Source organism: Chryseobacterium sp. Chry.R1, assembly GCF_039645525.1.
GTDB classification, from domain to species: domain Bacteria; phylum Bacteroidota; class Bacteroidia; order Flavobacteriales; family Weeksellaceae; genus Chryseobacterium; species Chryseobacterium proteolyticum.
Genome location: NZ_CP151793.1, coordinates 3,533,526 through 3,553,478, shown reverse-complemented (window position 1 = coordinate 3,553,478; position 19,953 = coordinate 3,533,526). Strand labels below are relative to the sequence as shown.

Below are 19,953 nucleotides of genomic sequence, written 5' to 3'. Positions count from 1 at the left end.
TTATGAGGTTATTTTAACAACCTATTTAGCGATGTTCAAGCAGATCCGAAATTACAAATTACCTTACATTATTTATAATTTTTTCAATAAGAATAAATTAAAACATAATATTCCGCTTTATAAAAAGTATGGTGTGAAAAAGAACTACTTTTCAAGTATTTCAAGTAAAGATTTTTCGCATCTTCCTGCAAGCAAAAGAGAAGTGCATCAGGAAAAGATGATGAATACGGATTTTTATAAAAGCCTATCGGAAGAAAATAAGGAAAGTGCATCCAGGTATAATGATAATGGATATCTGATCTTAAAAAATTACCTTAATTCTTCAACGGTGGACCAGATCAATGCTGAAATCGAAAAATTAATGAATGACGGGACTTTGAAATTCCGTTACGGCGGTAAGCTGATGTTTGCTATCCATCATTCGGAAATTATCAGAAATATTGGTAATGATAAGGAGTTTCTCGATTTTTTATCGGTGTTATTGGACGGGCAGGCCAAACTTTTCCAGAGTATCAATTTTATTAACGGGAGCCAGCAAAAAACACATTCGGACAGTATCCACATGACTACCTATCCTCTGGGAGGATTATTGGGCGTATGGATCGCTTTGGAAGATGTAGACGAAAATAACGGAGCATTGCACTATATTCCGGGAAGCCATCAATTACCTTATTTCCTGAATTCTGATTATGATAATGAAGGAAGTGTCTTTAAAATCGGTAAAAAAAGTTATAAGGCTTATGAGGAGTTTTTAGAAAATAAAGTTCAGGAGCTGGGGTTAAAGAAAGAGGTTTTTCGAGCTAAAAAGGGAGATCTTTTAATATGGCATGCGAACGTTCTCCATGGAGGGGAACCACACCTGGATAAAAGCAGAACCCGCAAAAGTCTTGTTTATCATTATTTTGATGAAAACAGTGTTTGCTATCATGAAGTGACCCAACGTCCCGCACTTTTTGAATTATAAACCGACTGGTTTGCATGCAAAAAACACATCTTTACTCTGGCTTTTTATGGTAAATTGATATGGACTCAGATCTTTGTTTAACGTAATGGAATCATAAGGCGGGTGAGTTTCAATTACTATATTCTCTACATTTTGAAGCCATGAATTATTCTTGCTGAGTAGTTCAGCTTCCGCTCCTTCAATATCGATTTTAAGAAGATCAATATTTTGGATACCATTATTTTTCATGATGCTTACAATAGATAAAGCGTCCGTAAGAATACCGGTTTCAGATATTTTTTGATTGTAAGAAAGTTCATCTCCACCAAAGTGTAAAGCACCATCTTCAAAATGGGCTGCTGCATGTAAACAAATAATATTCTTAAATGACTGCGTATTGACTTTTAGCAGTTCAAAATTATCGTTGGAAGCTTCCACTGCATAAATTTTGGCGTTAGGATATTTCAGAGACAGGTAAATGGAGGTCATTCCGATGTGAGCACCGAGATCAACTATAATCTCAGGGCTTTTGTTTAAGAATTTAAGATGATCGGTGTAGGTTTCTTTCCAGAATATTTCGTAGAAAATATCAATATCACCTTTAAAGGTCCTCAAATACAGGCTGAATTCTTTTTTATTCTTCTTAAAATTATATACAAAGGTCTCATTGTTATTAAAATTGAGATCGTTCTTTCTGAATTTGGAACTGTACCTTTTTGAATTCACAATAATTGTAAAAAAGGTCTTCAGAGTACCGCTCATATTTTTATTGAAAATTACCTTTGAAATGTAGTTTTTTAAAGACATTATAAATTATAAGATGGTTGACAGTACAAATTAATGGTATTTATGTTTATTTCACTATTTTTTTGAGAGGAAAATGAAAAATAAAAGCTTTAAACTTGCATAGTGAATAGTAAATTATTAGTAATTTTGCACATCGAATTATGACAAGTTTTTCAGAATATCTGCCGTATGCTTTTGCTCTAATTATTGCAATTCCTTTTCTGGTTTTGCTGAGACAATTTGTACATACCTATATTACCCTTAAAAACCAGGAAATAAAGCTTCTGTCCGTGAAATCAAATTCTGAGAACAAGAGCCATTCATATGAAAGAATGACGTTGTTTCTGGAAAGGATCAAACCTTCGAATATTGTTCAGCGGTTTGATAAGGATCTGGCAGTTCATGAATTTATTTTTCTTACGGAAAAAACGATCAATGAAGAGTTCGAGTACAATTCTTCTCAGCAGCTTTATTTAACGAAAAATTCATGGAAGAATGTTGTCGATTGTAAAAATGCAATTATAGATTTGCTTCATAAGACGTATGAAGGTCTTAATAATAATGCCGATCTTAATGAATTTAAAACGGTTTTTATTATGAATTACATGAATGCTGAAGATTATATTGCTGTTACCATAGAAGATTTAAGAAGAGAAGTTTTAATATTATCATAACAAAAAAATTAAAATATAAATAATGATTCCAAATTTTAAAGCACATCCGTGGCATGGAATTTCTGCAGGAGAAGATGCGCCAAATGTTGTAAATGTATTTGTGGAGATTGTTCCTTCAGATACGATTAAATATGAAGTTGATAAGGAAACTGGATATTTAAAAGTAGACCGTCCTCAGAAATTTTCAAATATTATCCCTGCTTTGTATGGTTTTGTGCCAAGAACATATTGCCATAATGAAGTTATGAAGCTTGCTGTTGAAAGCGGTGCTGATGATGTAACAATGGGAGATCATGACCCATTGGATATTTGTGTATTAAGTTCACACAACATCCACTCAGGAGGAATGTTGATGGAAGCTATTCCAATCGGTGGTTTCAAAATGATTGATGGAGGTGAGGCAGATGATAAAATTGTTGCTGTAATGGTAGGTGATCACGCTTTCGGGCATTTCAGGGATATCGCTGAATTACCGGAAGCCGAAGTAAGAAGATTGATGCATTACTTCTTAACATACAAAAACTTACCGGATGAGCCTGCAAAATGTAGAATCCAGGAAGTTTACGGAGTAGAGCATGCAAGAAAAGTAATAAAAGCATCACAAAAAGACTACGCAGAAAAATTCGGTGGCTAAAATAAAACAGCATCCGGAACGCAATATAAAGAAGGCAGATGAATTTTCATCTGCCTTCTTTATATTTTTAATTAAATGAAGAGGGAAAAGGACCTCCGGTCATTAAATATAACCCTTGATCGTATTATAAGAACTTCCTATTTTCTTTGATAAACAGAAACTCCTTCTTTAATCGTTTCCAATATTTTAATATTCCGGATTTGTTCAGGATCAATGGTTAATGGATTTTGATCTAATATGACAAAATCAGCAAGCTTTCCAGCTTTGATGGAGCCTTTCCTTTCTTCTTCCTGAAGCTGATAAGCTGCATTAATCGTGATGGCTTTTAATGCCTGAAGAGGGGTTATTCGTTCATTGGGACCCAGGATCCTTCCGGAACGGGTTTTCCTGTTCACGGCAGAATACATTGCTGTAATCAAATCGGGTGGGGTAACAGGAGCATCGTGATGCATGGTGAAGATAATTCCTGCCTTTAACGCTGAATTTGCAGGACTGATGAATGATGCCCTTTCCGGCCCGAAAACGCTTGAGTAATGCCAGTCTCCCCATAAATATACATGAGTAGAAAAATAAGAAGGAATAAGCCCTATATCTTTAATTTTCTGAATATGATCCGGACGGCTGTTCTGAACATGGATCAGGGTGACACGAAGTTCCGGCCTGTAAATATTTTCCTCTTTCAGTTTTCCGATCACCCGTAATGCCTGATCAATAGCAGCATCACCATTTACATGAAGCTGTGCGGTGATATTGTTTTGAAATAAAGTTTTCAGATCCTCGTATAAGACCTGGTCAGAAAATATCGGAAAGCCTTTATAATCTGCTGACTGGCCTTCGGGAGGAACGAGATAAGGCTGGGTAAGCCAGGCCGTTTTTCCCTGTGGCGAGCCGTCATCTGAAAATTTAAAACCGCCAAGTTTTAAATGATTGTTGTATTTCATATATTTCGGCTTAAAGGTACTCAGCTCCTTTTTGAAATACTCATAATCTGGAAAATACACAACATCTGCTTTAAAAACGTGTTCGGATGCCGCTTTTTCCAGAAGGGCCACACTTTCGCCCATTGTCCTTCCGTCACAGATGGTGGTCTGGCCATAGCTGAGCCATTCATCCTGAGCTTTCTTAAGATTCTGCATGGCCTGCTCCTGAGCATTTCTTGTTTGTTTACTCATTTTTTCTGTAAGGGAAAGAAGCGCTGAAAAGCTTGCGTTTTCTTCTAATTTTCCATTAAGCTTTCCTTTTTTTTTATTTCGCCCGTAATGGCCTCCTTCCGGATCTTTTGAAGAGTCTGATATTCCTAAAAGCTTTAGCATGGCAGTATTGGCTACACTTGCATGACCTGAGGTATGAATAACAATAATAGGATTGGTTTTGCTTATAGCATCCAGTTCGTCCCTGGTCGGATGTCGGTGTTCAGTCATGATGGCATCATCATACCCATTGCCTATGACCGGTTGATTAGCAGGAATAGCATGGTCTTTAAGGTATTTTCTGATGGTATTCTGAAGGTCTTTAATGGAATTAACCGTACCATAAGGTTCAGGAAACAGATCGATTGCCTGCAGCATCCCCGCTCTTGAAGTGAGATGGCTATGAACATCAATAAAACCGGGAAGTAAAACTTTCCCTTCAAGATTGATGATCTTCGTTTTTTCATCCGTATAGCGGTCGGCTTCTGCCTTTGTTCCGGCGAAAAGTATTTTACCATTTTTTAAAACTACTGCCTCCGCCTGGGGAAGTGTATCTTCCATTGTTAAAATTGTTCCTTCAAAATAAAGAATTTCTGCTTTTTCTTTCTGAGGTCTTCCTGCACAGCTGATAACAATAAGAATTACTGAAAATAGTAAATAAATTGATGCTTTCATACAATATCGTGTTTTTGTGGTGTTCTTAAATTTACGAATAAATATATTATCGGCCTAGTCTTAATAAACCATAAGAATTTTTGTTATATTTATAAAACTAATTACTATTTATTAATATAAAAATAATAAACTATGGATTTGTTCTATTTAATTCCGGTTTTTGGTGTTATTGCTTTACTATACACTTTTATACAAAGTAATTGGGTGCAAAAACAGAATGCCGGAAATGAAAAAATGAAAATTATCAGCGGGCATATCGCTGACGGTGCGATGGCTTTTCTAAAGGCCGAGTACAAGATTTTAACTTATTTCGTAGTAGTTGTGGCGATCTTATTAGCCGTAATGGGAATGAGTAATTCTAATTCCCACTGGAGTATCGGGATTGCCTTTGTGGTAGGAGCTATTTTTTCTGCTTCTGCTGGTTTTATTGGGATGAAAATAGCAACCAAAGCCAATGTAAGAACTGCAGAAGCTGCGAAGACTTCATTGTCTAAAGCTTTAAAAGTTTCATTTACAGGAGGTTCAGTAATGGGAATGGGGGTTGCAGGATTAGCCGTCCTGGGCTTAGGAGCTCTTTTCCTGATCATTAAGCAGATCTTTGCTGCTGATGCTCCGGTTGATTCTCATGAGATGGAAAAAACGATTGAGATCCTTACCGGATTTTCTTTAGGCGCAGAGTCTATAGCATTGTTTGCGAGAGTGGGCGGCGGTATTTATACTAAAGCGGCCGACGTAGGGGCGGATCTTGTAGGGAAAGTGGAGGCAGGAATTCCTGAGGATGATCCCCGGAATCCGGCTACCATTGCAGATAATGTAGGAGATAATGTAGGGGATGTGGCAGGAATGGGAGCTGATTTATTTGGTTCTTACGTAGCCACTGTTCTGGCAACAATGGTACTAGGAAGAGAAACAATTTCGGTGGATTCTTTCGGGGGATTTGCTCCCATTCTGCTTCCGATGCTTATTGCAGGAACCGGGATCATTTTTTCCATCATAGGGACCTTATTTGTCAGAATTAATGACAATGAAGGAGCTTCAACTTCCAGTGTGCAGAATGCATTGAATCTGGGGAACTGGGGAAGTATCGTAATTACTGCGGTAGCTTCTTATTTCCTGGTTACTTATATTTTACCTGAAACAATGGTATTAAGAGGTCATGAATTTACCAAAATGGGTGTTTTCGGGGCTATTATGGTAGGATTGGTGGTAGGAACTTTAATGAGTATCATCACTGAATTCTATACAGCGATTGGTAAAAGGCCGGTTTCCAGTATTGTGAGACAATCTTCGACCGGTCACGCAACGAATATTATCGGAGGTCTTGCTGTAGGAATGGAGTCTACTTTACTTCCTATTATTGTTTTGGCAGGAGGTATTTACGGATCTTATCTATGCGCCGGTCTTTATGGGGTGGCTATTGCAGCAGCAGGAATGATGGCAACAACAGCTATGCAGTTAGCGATTGATGCCTTTGGACCCATTGCTGATAATGCCGGAGGAATTGCTGAGATGAGTGAACTCCCGAAAGAAGTTCGTGAGAAAACAGATATTCTTGATGCCGTAGGAAATACCACCGCAGCTACAGGAAAAGGATTTGCTATCGCTTCTGCAGCATTAACAGCCCTGGCTTTATTTGCGGCATTCGTAGGAATTGCAGGAATTGACGGAATCGATATATACAGGGCTGATGTTTTAGCCGGCTTATTTGTAGGGGGAATGATCCCTTTTATTTTCTCGTCACTGGCAATCACAGCGGTGGGGCAGGCGGCAATGGCCATGGTGGAAGAAGTAAGGAGACAGTTTAGAGAGATCCCGGGAATTCTTGAAGGGACTGCTGAACCCGAATATGAAAAATGTGTTGCCATATCAACGGATGCGTCGATAAGAAAAATGATGCTTCCGGGAGCCATAGCGATTATATCTCCTTTATTAGTAGGTTTTATTTTTGGTCCTGAAGTATTGGGTGGATTCTTAGCCGGAGCTACGGTATGTGGTGTTCTGATGGGGATGTTCCAGAATAATGCCGGAGGTGCGTGGGATAATGCCAAAAAATCTTTTGAAAAAGGTGTAGATATCAACGGTCAGACTTATTATAAAGGTTCAGAGCCTCATAAAGCTTCTGTAACCGGTGATACTGTGGGGGATCCGTTCAAAGATACTTCCGGACCATCGATGAATATTTTAATTAAATTAATGTCTATTGTTTCTTTAGTGATTGCGCCTACATTGGCCACTTTACATAAAGATAAGATTGAAGCTGAAAGAAAAGCGACAATTGAAAATTTATTGAGCAAAGCCGGTGCACATTCAGGTGTTGAAAATATGGATCCGGGAGTTTCTGGAATTACTGTAACTCCAGCCGAAATCAAAGGACATTTGAATGAAAACGGAGATTTTGTATATGAAACCGGAAATATCAAGGAAATCAAGATGAACAATGGAAAAACCATTTCACTTGGAGAAAACAGCCGTCTGTTTGAAATGTATAACAGCATAAAAAATAAAAATCAATCTGTTCTGGATCCTAATCATTGGTACACAATTGAAAATCTTTATTTTGAAAGTGGTTCTAGTGATCTTAAGGCGGGTTCTGATGCTCAGCTGGCTAATTTAGCGGAACTGTTGAATGCTTTTCCGGGTCTTAGGATAAAATTAGGTGGTTATACAGATGATACAGGAAATCCTGACAGTAATAAAAAACTATCCAACTTAAGAGCTCAAACAGCTAAACTGAAACTTTTAGAAATGGGTATACCGTCAGATAGAGTAGAAGCAGAGGGATATGGTTCCCAATTCCCTGTTTGTGAAGAAAATGATACCGATGAATGTAAAGCAAAGAACAGAAGGATTGACGTAAGGGTCCTTTCTTTATAATTCAAAATAATATCTACAAAAAGCACCGCAATTTGCGGTGCTTTTTTATGTGGAGCAATCTAGCTAGAGGTTCTTTTTTAAATGTTCCATCGCCCGGATGATCATATCATCGCTTTTAATAAAGCTAAATCTTACATAATCAGAGTTTTGCCTTGAATTATAAAAGGCTGACAAAGGAAGGCATGCGACCTGTTTTTCTGTGGTCAGCCACTTTGAAAATTCAACATCAGTCATGGTTTTAGAGATGTTTCTAAAGTTAACCAATTGAAAAACACTTCCTTCTGACCGCTGTTCAACAACTAAAGGCGTATTTTTAATTAATTCATTGAACAGATCTCTCTTCTTTTGCATCAGGAGTTTGTTTTCCAGGGGATCAAAAACCTCAAGGTATTTTGCAATAGCATATTGAGCAGGACCATTGGCACTATAGGAAATATACTGTTGATGACATCTGAATTGAGAGGATAGAGGTTCCGGCGTAAGCAAATAGCTTACTTTCCATCCTGTTGTATGGAACATTTTACCAAAGGAAAAAATGCAGAACGTCCTTTTTCTAAGTTCTTTGTGTAAAAAGGAACTGTAATGTTCCTGTTCATCATAGCAATAGGTGTCGTAGATTTCTTCCGATATAAGATAGATTTCCTGATGCCTGATCAGATCATAAAGATGATTCCAATCCTGTTCTGACCATATTTTGCCGGTGGGGTTTTGTGGAGAATTCACAATGATTGCTTTGGTCTTTTCCGATAAACAGCATTGAAGTTTATCCCAATCTATATCAAAATCATTTCCAAGATCATAATATACAGGAACACCACCATTGAGAACAATAGAAGGAGCATAAGTGTAATAGGATGGCTGGATAATAATCACTTCGTCTCCGGGATTTATAATGCTTTTTAAAGCCGTATATAAGGCAAAGGTTGTACAAGGGACTATGGTGATCTCTTCCTTTTTCAGATGGATCGGATTTTTACGTTTTTCATTAAACCTGATGATGGATTCTATAAGCGACGGGCTACCCGCAAGCGGTTCGTACTGATGGTGAATCAGATCAACTGATTCTTTAAGGTAATATTTGAGGCGGTGATCAATATCAAAATCAGGTAACCCTAGTGATAAATCATAACTGTTATGCTTTGCGGCCAGCTCAGACATATCAGTAAAAAAAGAATAATGTGTAAATCCGTAAATATTTTCCACCTTTTGCGTGTTTATATCAAATATAAGGAAATTTAGAATCGGTTATAGATTAAATAAATTTTGTTACTTTTAGTAAAATTATTTTTGTAATGAGAAAAATACTTATTCCACTATTGGCTGTCGCGATATTATCTTCTTGCGAAACTGCTAAAGTGACATCGGAAAATCAAAACGGACAATCGGCTTCAAAGGCAATGTCTAAGTCTGAGAAAGCTTTTCAATCTGCATATAAAGAAATTAAGCTAGATGACCTGAAGCAAAATTTATATGTGATTGCTTCCGATGAAATGGAGGGCAGAGATACCGGAAGTCCGGGACAGAAAAAAGCGGGAGAGTATATGGTTAAATTTTACAAAGATCTCGGAATTTCTTATCCAAAAGCTTTAGGTTCATATTATCAGAAAGTACCCGCATCTTTCATGCAACAGAGAGGAGGTAGAAATCTTCCTGATTCTGAGAATATCCTTGCATTTATTGAAGGTTCTGAGAAGCCTGACGAAATAGTTGTGGTTTCTGCGCATTATGATCATGTAGGTACGAAGAACGGGATCGTATACAATGGGGCTGATGATGATGGAAGCGGAACTGTAGCTGTGATGGAGATAGCCAAAGCTTTTCAAAGTGCTAAGAAAGCCGGTAACGGACCCAAAAGATCCATTTTATTCCTGCATGTAACGGGAGAAGAGCATGGATTATTCGGATCAGAATATTATACGGACAATCCGGTCTTCCCATTAGCCAATACGGTAGTAGATCTGAATATCGATATGATCGGAAGGGATGATCCTGAAAACAGAGGAAAAAACTATGTGTATGTAATAGGCTCGGAAATGCTGAGTTCACAGCTGAAAGTAATTAATGAAGCTGCCAATAAAAAGACCAATAATTTAGCACTTAATTATAAATATGATGATCCTAATGATCCTGATAGATTGTATTACAGATCGGATCACTATAACTTTGCAAAGAATAATATTCCTGTTGCTTTTTTCTTTGACGGAATCCATGAAGACTATCATAAACCAACCGATGATGTTGAAAAGATTGATTTCAGTTTATTGCAAAAAAGAGCTCAGCTGGTATTCACAACAGCGTGGGAAATTGCCAATAGACCGGAGAGAATTACGGTTGATAGAAAATAATAGATAATAATAAAATACTATAATTAATTACTTTATATAAATGATGTAATTATTTATTATATAGTTGTTTATTTATTTTTATTGAAGTATTACGTGATGGTAATTCGAGAGGCAAAATCAGAAGATATTTTTCAGATACAGATAGTGAGAAATGCTGTAAAAGAAAATAGATTGTCAAATCCTGATCTTGTTACTGATAAAGATTGCGAAGAATTTTTATTTGAAAGAGGGAAAGGTTGGGTGTGTGAAATCAATGATCAGGTTGTCGGTTTTTCAATTGTTGATTTGAAAGAAAATAACATTTGGGCACTATTTGTTCACCCAGATTTTGAAGGTCTTGGAGTAGGGCAAAAGCTTCACCACATCATGCTGGATTGGTATTTTCAGCAAACTAAAAAAAGTGTTTGGCTGGGAACAGCTTTTGATACAAGAGCTGAAAAGTTTTACCGGAAGATAGGCTGGAATGAAACAGGAACTCATGGAAAGCACGAAATTAAATTTGAAATGACTTATAAAACCTGGAAACAAATAAAGCCATGAAACAAAAAATGAAATCAATTCGACCATTTATTGGTGCTCAAAACTTTATGGAAAGCAGATCTTTTTATACGGATCTGGGATTTGAGGAAATTGTTTTAGAAGAAAAATTATCATTATTTAAAAAACAAGATATTGCATTCTATCTTCAGGATGCATATGTGAAAGAGTGGATTGATAATACCATGATCTTTGTTGAAGTAGAAAATGTGGATGAATATTGGCAGGAACTTTTGGATTTGAACTTGACAGAGAAATATAATACTATAAAACTAACGCCCGTAAGAACCCTGAATTGGGGAAAAGAATCTTTCGTGCATGATCCTTCTGGTATTTTATGGCATTTTGGAGAATTTTTCAACCATTAATTGAATATGATTTACGCTTTTGATACCTACTATTATGAGAATTACGCCTACACAGTCTGTCTGGCATTCAAAGACTGGGCAGATGATCTGGAAACAGCAGCTTACAGTGAAAAAACTCCTGTAACTTCTGAATACGAAAGTGGAGCTTTTTACAAACGGGAACTTCCATGTATTCTAAGTTTATTATCAAAGATTGATCTCAAAAATGGAGATATTCTGTTAGTAGATGGTTATGTGACTCTCAATAATGAAGGTAAGATTGGACTCGGAGGATATTTATATGAAAAATTAGAAGAAAAATATCCTGTTGTGGGAATTGCAAAAAATGAATTCTCCGCTCCTGACTCTCAGCGGAGAACAATCTATAGGGGGGAAAGTAAAACACCGTTATTTCTTACTTCGAAAGGAGTTGATGTAGATTTCTTAAAAAATAAAATAGAGAAAATGCACGGATTGTACAGAATACCGACATTGTTGAAAAAACTAGATCAATTGACAAGAATTGCTTAATTACAACCTTCTTATCTACAACTAGGTGAGGACTTTGTCATAATTTTGAATTTTATAAAAGGATAAAAACGGATAAGAAGCAGAATATATAATTCTGCTTCTTATTTCGTTAATGTAGTCCATAATAAAAGGAATTTACGAACCAGTTTAATAAGGTACATTTCCTTTTCGCAATCTGAGAACAATATTTTGAATTCCAGGTAAGCATATCAAAATAACAATTACAACAAGCAATCCGATCAACATAATATCATAATAATCTTTTGTTGAGCGTATTAATATCTGTTGTTTTATAAAATAATTGAAGTAAGCATTTGAGGCTCCTTTGGAAGTATACATATCGTTGCCTGCATTCAAATAAGCTTGTTGAATATTCTGCAGGGTAATTGATAATTGGGGATTCGTTTCTGTCAATGATTCTCTGAGCTTATCATTGGCTTCAGATCTGGTATATAATTGTGTATAATTGTTTACAGCCATACTGCTGCTAAATCCTAAGAATCTGGCAAAAATACCAAGAAAAGCAGCATTGAAGGCAACCTTTGGAGGTGCTGAAGAAACCATAAATGATACAATAGGAACAAACAAGACCCCTGTAGAAACTCCATAGATGAACATTGGAAGAATAAAGTCTTTTGTTTCGCCCGTAGAAGATACAAATTGTAACATGTAGAAATAATAGCAGGCCATGATGACAAATCCTGTGATAATAATTCTTATCAAGGAAATCCCCATTAAGATAAAACGAGCAGTGATTGCCATGCTGACTGCTGTACCTAAGATAACGGCTATCCAAACAGGAATAATATGGAGCGGATCAGTGGCAAGGACAACTTCTATATAGCCATAGGTAAGGCCGGTCGTTCCTTTAAAAATATAAAAAACAAAAAGCAATAATAAACCGATGACAAAATTTTTGGCTTTAAAGATCTGTAAATTAATCAATGGATGTTTTAACCTGTTTTCCCGGACTATAAAAAGAAACAATAGGATGATAAAGAACATGCCCAACAGAACAATAACTGGACTATCTAACCAATTGAGCTGCTGTCCATATATCAAAATGTATCCGATAACAGAGGAAAATGTAAGATAGTAGAGATACCCGATCCAATCTACTCTGTAGAGAGGAATCTTTTTTGAAAACCTCGCTTTTGAATTCATGCCTATTAAAATCACAAAAAGCAGAGTAATGAGCATTAAAATCAATCCGAAAAACAGCCAGTTAAAGTCTAAGACATCAAGTAAAATACTACTATAAATAGCATATACGGGAACTGCGATCTGTATGGCTGCATAGAAAATACTGTAACCGATAACTCTTGCTCTCGTGGAAGATAAACGGGAAAAAACCATATTGAGGATGATACTGCAAATGAGTGCACAGGCAATTCCCTGAACGACTCCACATACCAGAAATAATCCCCAGTTTTTAGAATAAAAACAGATGAGTGAACTCACCGAATTTAATGCTAATCCTATTATCAGATATTTCCTGGGTGCAAAATATTTAGTAATACGAAAATCTAAAGCTAAAAAAGTGACTGCAGAAGAATAGGTAAGTACCATAGCATATTGAACATCTGTTGGCTGGACTCCATAATATCCTGCCATACTGATAGGCCTTCCGTACAGAGCAAAGCTGAATAAGGAGACCATTAATATGGTAAAAATAATGCTTCTGGCCAGCCATTCAGGGATCCAACTTTTAAATATGGGCATATTGTGGGCTTCCATTAGCTTTAATTTTTGTTGATATACACATTAGCATTCATTCCTGCAGATAGCCCGGACAGTTTCTCCTTGGTTTCTGTAAGCTTGATTCTTACAGGAATACGTTGTATTACTTTTACAAAATTGCCTGTAGCATTATCTGGTGGTAGAAGAGAATAGCGGGAACCTGTAGTAGGAGATAAGGATTCTATGACACCTGAAAATGTTTCTCCTGGAAAAGCATCCACTTCTATATTGACCTTTTGGCCCATTTTGAATGTCTTGATCTGTGTTTCTTTGAAATTGGCTACCACCCATTTCTCCTGCGATTTATTGACAAGAAATGCCAGAGTCTGCCCCGGTTGAATCAGTTGTCCTTCCTGAATGTTTTTTTTTCCTATTTTACCATCAAATGGAGCCGTGATTACCGTATAACGTATATCGAGATCCTGTCTTTCTATAGATGCCTGTCTTACTTTTATTTCAGCATTTATTGCGAAACGTTGTGCTTGTATATCATTGAGTTTTGACTCTGCTACCCGAAGAGATGCGAGCGTTTCTTCGTAATCCGATTGATTGGTTAATAGGGAAGTATGTACGTTATCAAATTTTTGTTGAGTAGTCGATTCATCTGCCAGAAGATTTTTATAGCGCTCGTATTCCTTTTGCTGCTGATCCAGTTTAGCTTTGATTCCTGAAATATGGGCTTTTATGACATCAATATTTTTGATCTGGGTTTGTTCACTGGCGCTTAGTATAGGGAGTTTGGCCTCCGATGTCGCTAATTCTGCTAAAGCTGTTTCTTTTTTAAGATCATATTCATCCCTTTCAATACGTACGAGAGTATCTCCTTTATGGACTTCCTGATTATCCTGGTAATAAATTTTGCTGATATATCCACCAACTTTAGCATTTATAGGTGATAGATAAGCTTCTATCTGTGCATCATTGGTCTGCTCATACCAATATCCTTTCCAGAAATGAAGTACAGCCCAATTGATGATTACGATTAATAATAGTATTCCTAACCATTGTGTTGCTACTACTATAATACGGTCTGTTTTATTCTTGTTCATAATTTTATTTTAAAGTGTTCCTGTGATAATCAATAGTTTTATATGGCTTAGTCTTAAATTTGCTTCAGCAGATGTAAGATTGAATTTGGCTTGTAACAGAATGTTCTCAGCATCTAAAAGATCGGTCAGAAGAGATTGCTGATTGAGGTAGCTGTTTCTGATTACTCTCACACTTTCAGTACTTTGACGAATGGTAAGTTCTGCTGTCTCTACACTTTCTCTTGCCTGTTCTCTTTCAAGGAAAGCATCTCTTACTTTAATCGATAGGTCGTCTTGTTTTATCCGGCTCTTTTCAATCTCCTGTTTTTTCAGGTTATATGCATGAGCAATAGTGTGTTTACTCTTATAAAGATTGTCTACAGAGTAGGTTACCTTTAAACCTATTTGACCAAATCCCCAGAGATCATTGGAGTATGGATAAAATGAAATTTGAGGATACGTATAATTGTATCTGGAGTATACAGAAATCCTTGGTAATAGTCTTGATTTTACCTGCCTAATATTAAGCTCACTTAATGTCTGATTTGTGTTAACAATCTTAAGATCAGGTGAATTATCGAGTGCAGCTGCAAGATAGTCTTCATAATTAGATCCTTGTAAATTCTTGTTTTCCAGAATATCTTCAGAAGAAATATCCAGTGGCTCAGTACTACTTCTTCCCATCAGAATGTTGAGTCGTTGCTTGGTAAGATCAATTTTCTTTTTTACATCCGAATCACTGAGTTGCAATTGAGATAGTTTGACTGAGATTCTTAATACATCACTCTTCAATACAATACCATTCTTGTTAAGATTTTCAATGGTGGATAGCTGCTTCTTTTCGCTAGAAATTTCGGAGGAAATAAATGATTCAAATTCCTGGAATTTGTACAGATCGTAATAGGATGCAGCGATCATATATTTTACATTATCTTCCTGTAATTCAAACTCATATTGTTTGCGTATTTTCTCTTCTTTTTTAATTTCAATGTTCCTTTTGTCTTTTCCTCCACTATAAAGATTGAAATCCAGATTGTAGCCCAATCCATAACCATATTCCTTAATTGGAACACTTTGAGGTGACGAAAACAGACCATTTTCATACAGAAGAAACTTGGAGTTAAGACGAAAATCTCCATCGACAGACAATTCTGGTAATTGCTTATCTTTTGCTTCTAAAATACTGATATCGATTTCTTCTTTTGCCAGTTCTGCAAATTTCAATTGTTTGTTTTGTGACTCTGATATATTCCAGATTTCATTCAATGTCAATACGGAGGGATTATCCTTTATTTGTGCTTTTATACCAGCCGAAACAGCCAGGTACAGAAGTATGATATATCTTTTCATTGTAAGATTACATTTTTATACTGGCAAAATTATTGTGGATTAAAATGAGTCTTTTTATAATATTAGCCTTATTTTTGTTTATTCTGGCCAATATTTTTAAGTTTATCTCTATTTGATAAGTCATTATCAGTGTTCTGTTGTAAAATTTTAAAATCGACTCCTGCCTATGAAAACGATAAAAGAAGTAAGAGAAAAAGTAGATGCTCATCCTGCATCCATATTGATGATCCGTCAGCAATGGGAACAAAGACTACCCATGCATAGGCATCAGAAAGGACAGTTGCTTTTGGTTATTGGTGGAATGGCAAAATTGAGAACAAAAGAAAAAGATCTTTACATTCCACGCAGTCACTATATCTGGATGCCTAAAATGTATTCGCATAATTTGATGTTCAATTCTAAGGACCTTGATATCATTAATATTTACTTTCCGGAGGAAGAAAAATTTAATCATCCATTTTACGATGATCTGGGGATATATCCTGTTAGTAATCTACTTTCTGAGCTTTTGAATTTCGGAAAGGATTGGAATGGAGATTTCTTTCCAGATTCATGGGAATATGAATTTCTTCTCACTATGAAACATTTACTTCCTAAGGAGAATTTGAAAAAATTTTCTATCCAGTTGCCTACCACCAATGATGAACGTCTTACTGCAATTATAAAATTTGTTCGAAACAATTTAGAAAACCCACTCACACTAGAAGAAGTAGGGGGTAAATTTGGATTTAGTGTAAGAAGTCTGACCCGTATATTTACCAATAAATTGGGGATTTCGTTTATCCAGTATGTAAAGATGGTAAGGATCATTCGTGCAATGGAATTACTAAAAGATACTACTCTGAGTATGAGTGAGATTGCTTATGAAATTGGCTATTCCAATATTTCGGCATTTAGCAATACATTTCAGCAACTGACTAATATGAGACCAACAGAATTTAAATCGATGCTTTAATGAAATAATTATTCCTGTCTGTAATTGCATCTTAAGCTTTTCTATCAGGGATTATAGATACCATTAATCATTTTGTTTTTTATTGAGATTTAATTAAAAAAATGATAAAATATTTTTTTAATTAAAAAAAGTTTATACATTTGTCACATCAAAAAATAAAAGTGAACAGTACATTCAACAATATTATTACTATCGTTATTGTCATTATCGGATTCCGGTGATGAGCGATGGTATTGTTGAAACTCTATAAAATTATTAGAAAGCCATCCTCATCCGGGATGGCTTTTTTTATACCCGAATTTTAAAAAATTTAAAAAAATTAAAATATGTATTACAACAAAAAATTTAAACTCCATAATCTGAAAAAGGTTCTGAAATCATTCGGAGTTTGCAATCATTCTTTTCAATCGGATAGCAATGATACATCCGGTGCTTTTTATCTAACAAATCAAAGTACTGTAGGACTAATGATTTTATAATGCAGAAGTGAAGTCTTTTTATAATTCTGCTATTGTAGAATTAGATAATTTAAATTGTTGATTATTAGTGTTTTGTATTTATTTTATCGTGATTTGAATATTGTAATTTTAATTGAAATATGAAAGATAGAAAATATACAAGCCTTAGTTTTGAATCAAAATTAGAAAAGAACTTCATGTACTGCTTTTGGAATCGGAACAGGTTAAGTAAGGTTTATTACCATGTTGACCCGACTGATGAGAATAGCTTTTTTTATGTCTAAACTTAAAATAATTTAAAAAATAAATATGTATTACAACGAGAAAACGATGCTTTATTATGACGGAAAGTTCCAGGAGGCTACTACTGCTTCTACGGGTCTTTACGGACAATCACTTCACTACGGATATGCTGTCTTTGAAGGAATTAAATCATACAAAACAAAGAACGGGGCCAAAATTTTTAAGGCAAAAGAACATTATGACCGCCTAAAAAAATCAGCAGAATTAATGATGATTCCTTTTGATTATTCTACGGAAGAGATGATTGACTTGACTTATAAGCTTTTGGAAATGAATAATTTAAGTAATGCATACATCAGACCGTTAGTAATTTGCTCTCCTAACATGAGTCTTTCAAAAGGAAACAAAAGTTCTTTGATTATTGAAGCGTGGAGTTGGGATAACGGATACTTATCCGACCATGCAAGGATAATGACCTCTTCTTTTGAGCGTCCCAATCCGAAGGCATTTAGAATAGAAGCAAAAGCGAGTGGCCATTATGTAAATTCTATTCTTGCATCGCAGGAAGCCAAAGATAAAGGATTTGACGAAGCAATGCTTTTAGATGGCAATGGAAATGTAGCGGAAAGTTCAGGAGCCAATATTTTTTATGAAAAGGATGCAAAATTATATACACCGGCAAAAGGGAGTATTCTTCCAGGGATAACCAGAGCGACAATGTTCGAGATATGCGATCAGCTAGGGATTAGCTACGAAGAAAAATTCTTTAAACCTGAAGAAATGGAAGGAGCAGATGCCGGATTTTTTTGTGGGACTGCAGCGGAAGTGGTTGCGTTAGAATCATTGAATAATATTCCATTTAAACTGAAGTGGGAAAACAGTGTGTCTGCTTTGATTCAAAAAGCTTACAGACATCTGGTTTTTGAAGAAGATTATTCCTATTTAAAACAAGCGCTGTATGTGTGAAACATTAAATAAATATTCCAGGGTTCTCACTCAGGATCCTACTCAACCGGCAACTCAGGCGATGTTTTACGGAATCGGCTTTAAAAAAGAGGATTTCGATAAGGCCCAGGTTGGAGTAGCGAGTATGGGATATGACGGGAATACATGCAATATGCACCTTAACGGGCTGGCAGAATTGGTCAAAAAGGGAGTAAACGGACAGAATCTTGTTGGCCTGATGTTTCATACCATAGGGATCAGTGACGGAATGACCAATGGGACAGATGGAATGCGATATTCTCTTGTCAGCAGGGATGTGATTGCAGACAGCATTGAAACGGTGTGTGCAGGGCAGTACTATGACGGTCTTATTACAGTTCCGGGATGCGATAAAAATATGCCTGGTTCCCTAATGGCAATGGCGAGATTAAATAGGCCATCGATCATGGTATATGGTGGAAGCATAGAAGCAGGACACTATAAAGGCAATGATCTCAATATCGTATCTGCTTTTGAAGCATTGGGAAATAAAATTGCAGGAAAGCTTTCTGATGAAGATTATGATGGAATCATCAAAAATTCCTGTCCAAGCGCGGGGGCTTGTGGTGGGATGTATACAGCCAATACAATGGCTTCTGCGATTGAAGCACTGGGTATGAGCTTACCGTACTCATCTTCTTATCCGGCTCTAAGCAAAGAGAAAAAGGAAGAATGTGAGTTTGCCGGACATTACATGAGGATATTGCTGGAAAAAGATATCAAGCCTTCCGATATCATGACGCCAAAGGCTTTTGAAAATGCCTTGAGAATCATTATGGTTTTAGGGGGAAGCACGAATGCAGTCCTCCATTTTATTGCAATAGCAAAGAGTATTGGTCATCATTTAACGCTGGATGATTTTCAGAAGATTAGCGATACTACGCCTTTGCTGGCTGACCTTAAACCTAGCGGCAAGTACCTGATGAAAGATCTTCATGAGGTAGGAGGAATACCGGCTGTGATGAAATATCTATTGGATCTCGGACTTCTTCATGGAGACTGCCTTACGGTAACCGGAAAGACAATGGAAGAAAACCTTAGAAATATTACTTCAATTATAGATAGGAAACAGGATATTATCAGAGATATCAGCAATCCGATAAAAGAAACAGGCCACATCCGTATTATGTACGGCAACCTGGCGGAAAGAGGCTGTGTGGCCAAAATTACAGGCAAGGAGGGGAATTTCTTTAAAGGAAAAGCAAGGGTTTTTGATGGTGAAAAAGAATTTATCAAAGGCATTGAAGACAAAATAATCCAGGAAGGTGATGTAGTTGTGATTAAGAATGAAGGCCCTAAAGGCGCTCCTGGAATGCCTGAAATGTTGAAACCAACTTCTGCATTGATGGGTTCCGGACTAGGTAAGAATGTAGCATTGATTACTGACGGGCGCTTTTCCGGGGGAACTCATGGTTTTGTGGTAGGACATATTACACCTGAAGCCTTTGAAGGAGGATTAATTGGTTTGGTTAAAGACAATGATGTGATCGAACTAGATGCTGTAAAGAATACCATCAACCTGATTATATCAGATGAAGAATTAAAAGAAAGAAAAGCCGGATTCAAACAACCGGATTATAAAGTAAAAACAGGGGTGTTATACAAGTATGCAAAGCTGGTATCAGATGCCTCTCAGGGATGTATAACAGATTTTTAAAT

At 36.4% G+C, this 19,953-nt stretch carries 17 protein-coding genes; 11 read left to right on the top strand and 6 right to left on the bottom strand.

Annotated features, from left to right (window positions below):
- Window positions 1-133 precede the first annotated feature (133 nt).
- Window positions 134-964 carry a phytanoyl-CoA dioxygenase family protein gene (locus tag AAEU33_RS16135; RefSeq protein WP_345988792.1) on the top strand — a complete coding sequence of 277 codons (831 nt, stop codon included), beginning with the start codon at window positions 134-136 and terminating at the stop codon, window positions 962-964.
- On the opposite strand, the gene AAEU33_RS16130 is transcribed toward AAEU33_RS16135, so the two are convergent.
- Window positions 959-1,705, bottom strand: a complete 747-nt coding sequence (locus AAEU33_RS16130; protein WP_345988790.1) for an FkbM family methyltransferase — start codon at window positions 1,703-1,705, stop codon at window positions 959-961. The genes AAEU33_RS16135 and AAEU33_RS16130 overlap by 6 nt on opposite strands.
- 185 nt (window positions 1,706-1,890) lie before the next feature.
- Between AAEU33_RS16130 and AAEU33_RS16125 the strand changes: the two genes are divergently transcribed.
- Window positions 1,891-2,403 carry a hypothetical protein gene (locus tag AAEU33_RS16125; protein WP_172283202.1) on the top strand — a complete coding sequence of 171 codons (513 nt, stop codon included), beginning with the start codon at window positions 1,891-1,893 and terminating at the stop codon, window positions 2,401-2,403.
- A gap of 22 nt (window positions 2,404-2,425) precedes the next feature.
- Window positions 2,426-3,037 (top strand): inorganic pyrophosphatase, encoded by a 612-nt coding sequence (locus tag AAEU33_RS16120; protein WP_172283200.1) that lies wholly within the window; start codon window positions 2,426-2,428, stop codon window positions 3,035-3,037.
- 137 nt (window positions 3,038-3,174) lie between these two features.
- Here AAEU33_RS16120 and AAEU33_RS16115 read toward each other — a convergent pair whose 3' ends face one another.
- Window positions 3,175-4,902 carry an amidohydrolase gene (locus AAEU33_RS16115; protein ID WP_345988787.1) on the bottom strand — a complete coding sequence of 576 codons (1,728 nt, stop codon included), beginning with the start codon at window positions 4,900-4,902 and terminating at the stop codon, window positions 3,175-3,177.
- A 132-nt stretch (window positions 4,903-5,034) separates the two neighbouring features.
- On the opposite strand from AAEU33_RS16115, the gene AAEU33_RS16110 reads away from it, so the two are divergent.
- Window positions 5,035-7,776, top strand: coding sequence for a sodium-translocating pyrophosphatase (locus AAEU33_RS16110; RefSeq protein WP_345988785.1), 2,742 nt, complete (start codon window positions 5,035-5,037; stop codon window positions 7,774-7,776).
- Window positions 7,777-7,839: 63 nt separating this feature from the next.
- Here the strand turns inward: AAEU33_RS16110 and AAEU33_RS16105 are convergent, their stop codons facing one another.
- Complete coding sequence (locus AAEU33_RS16105; protein ID WP_345988783.1) at window positions 7,840-8,979, bottom strand: aminotransferase class I/II-fold pyridoxal phosphate-dependent enzyme; 1,140 nt, start codon at window positions 8,977-8,979, stop codon at window positions 7,840-7,842.
- 89 nt (window positions 8,980-9,068) lie between these two features.
- Here AAEU33_RS16105 and AAEU33_RS16100 point away from each other — a divergent pair, with 89 nt between their 5' ends.
- The 4 genes from AAEU33_RS16100 (at window position 9,069) to AAEU33_RS16085 (ending at window position 11,536) form a co-directional block, all read left to right on the top strand.
- A complete protein-coding gene (locus tag AAEU33_RS16100; RefSeq protein ID WP_273647852.1) occupies window positions 9,069-10,121 on the top strand; it encodes a M28 family metallopeptidase in 1,053 nt (350 codons plus the stop codon).
- A gap of 96 nt (window positions 10,122-10,217) precedes the next feature.
- Window positions 10,218-10,661 (top strand): GNAT family N-acetyltransferase, encoded by a 444-nt coding sequence (locus AAEU33_RS16095; protein WP_306612061.1) that lies wholly within the window; start codon window positions 10,218-10,220, stop codon window positions 10,659-10,661.
- Window positions 10,658-11,026, top strand: coding sequence for a glyoxalase (locus AAEU33_RS16090; protein ID WP_345988780.1), 369 nt, complete (start codon window positions 10,658-10,660; stop codon window positions 11,024-11,026). Before AAEU33_RS16095 ends, AAEU33_RS16090 begins: the two co-directional genes overlap by 4 nt.
- Before the next feature lie 6 nt (window positions 11,027-11,032).
- The gene (locus AAEU33_RS16085; RefSeq protein ID WP_345988778.1) at window positions 11,033-11,536 is read left to right on the top strand and encodes an endonuclease V; all 504 of its coding nucleotides are present in this window, start codon (window positions 11,033-11,035) and stop codon (window positions 11,534-11,536) included.
- A gap of 147 nt (window positions 11,537-11,683) precedes the next feature.
- On the opposite strand, the gene AAEU33_RS16080 is transcribed toward AAEU33_RS16085, so the two are convergent.
- The 3 genes from AAEU33_RS16080 to AAEU33_RS16070 are packed head-to-tail and all read right to left on the bottom strand — an operon-like array spanning window position 11,684 to window position 15,654.
- A complete protein-coding gene (locus AAEU33_RS16080) occupies window positions 11,684-13,273 on the bottom strand; it encodes an MFS transporter (protein ID WP_345988775.1) in 1,590 nt (529 codons plus the stop codon).
- A 5-nt stretch (window positions 13,274-13,278) separates the two neighbouring features.
- Window positions 13,279-14,325, bottom strand: a complete 1,047-nt coding sequence (locus AAEU33_RS16075; protein ID WP_345988773.1) for an HlyD family secretion protein — start codon at window positions 14,323-14,325, stop codon at window positions 13,279-13,281.
- Between the two features lie 9 nt (window positions 14,326-14,334).
- Window positions 14,335-15,654 carry a TolC family protein gene (locus tag AAEU33_RS16070; RefSeq protein ID WP_345988771.1) on the bottom strand — a complete coding sequence of 440 codons (1,320 nt, stop codon included), beginning with the start codon at window positions 15,652-15,654 and terminating at the stop codon, window positions 14,335-14,337.
- A gap of 166 nt (window positions 15,655-15,820) precedes the next feature.
- Between AAEU33_RS16070 and AAEU33_RS16065 the strand changes: the two genes are divergently transcribed.
- The 3 genes from AAEU33_RS16065 to ilvD all read left to right on the top strand — a co-directional run bounded on the left by AAEU33_RS16065 (window position 15,821) and on the right by ilvD (window position 19,951).
- Window positions 15,821-16,609, top strand: a complete 789-nt coding sequence (locus AAEU33_RS16065) for an AraC family transcriptional regulator (RefSeq protein ID WP_345988769.1) — start codon at window positions 15,821-15,823, stop codon at window positions 16,607-16,609.
- A gap of 767 nt (window positions 16,610-17,376) precedes the next feature.
- On the top strand, window positions 17,377-18,276 hold the full coding sequence (locus tag AAEU33_RS16060) for an aminotransferase class IV (protein WP_345988767.1): 900 nt from the start codon (window positions 17,377-17,379) through the stop codon (window positions 18,274-18,276).
- The gene (gene ilvD / locus AAEU33_RS16055) at window positions 18,269-19,951 is read left to right on the top strand and encodes a dihydroxy-acid dehydratase (protein WP_345988765.1); all 1,683 of its coding nucleotides are present in this window, start codon (window positions 18,269-18,271) and stop codon (window positions 19,949-19,951) included. Before AAEU33_RS16060 ends, ilvD begins: the two co-directional genes overlap by 8 nt.
- The last annotated feature ends 2 nt before the right edge of the window (window positions 19,952-19,953 follow it).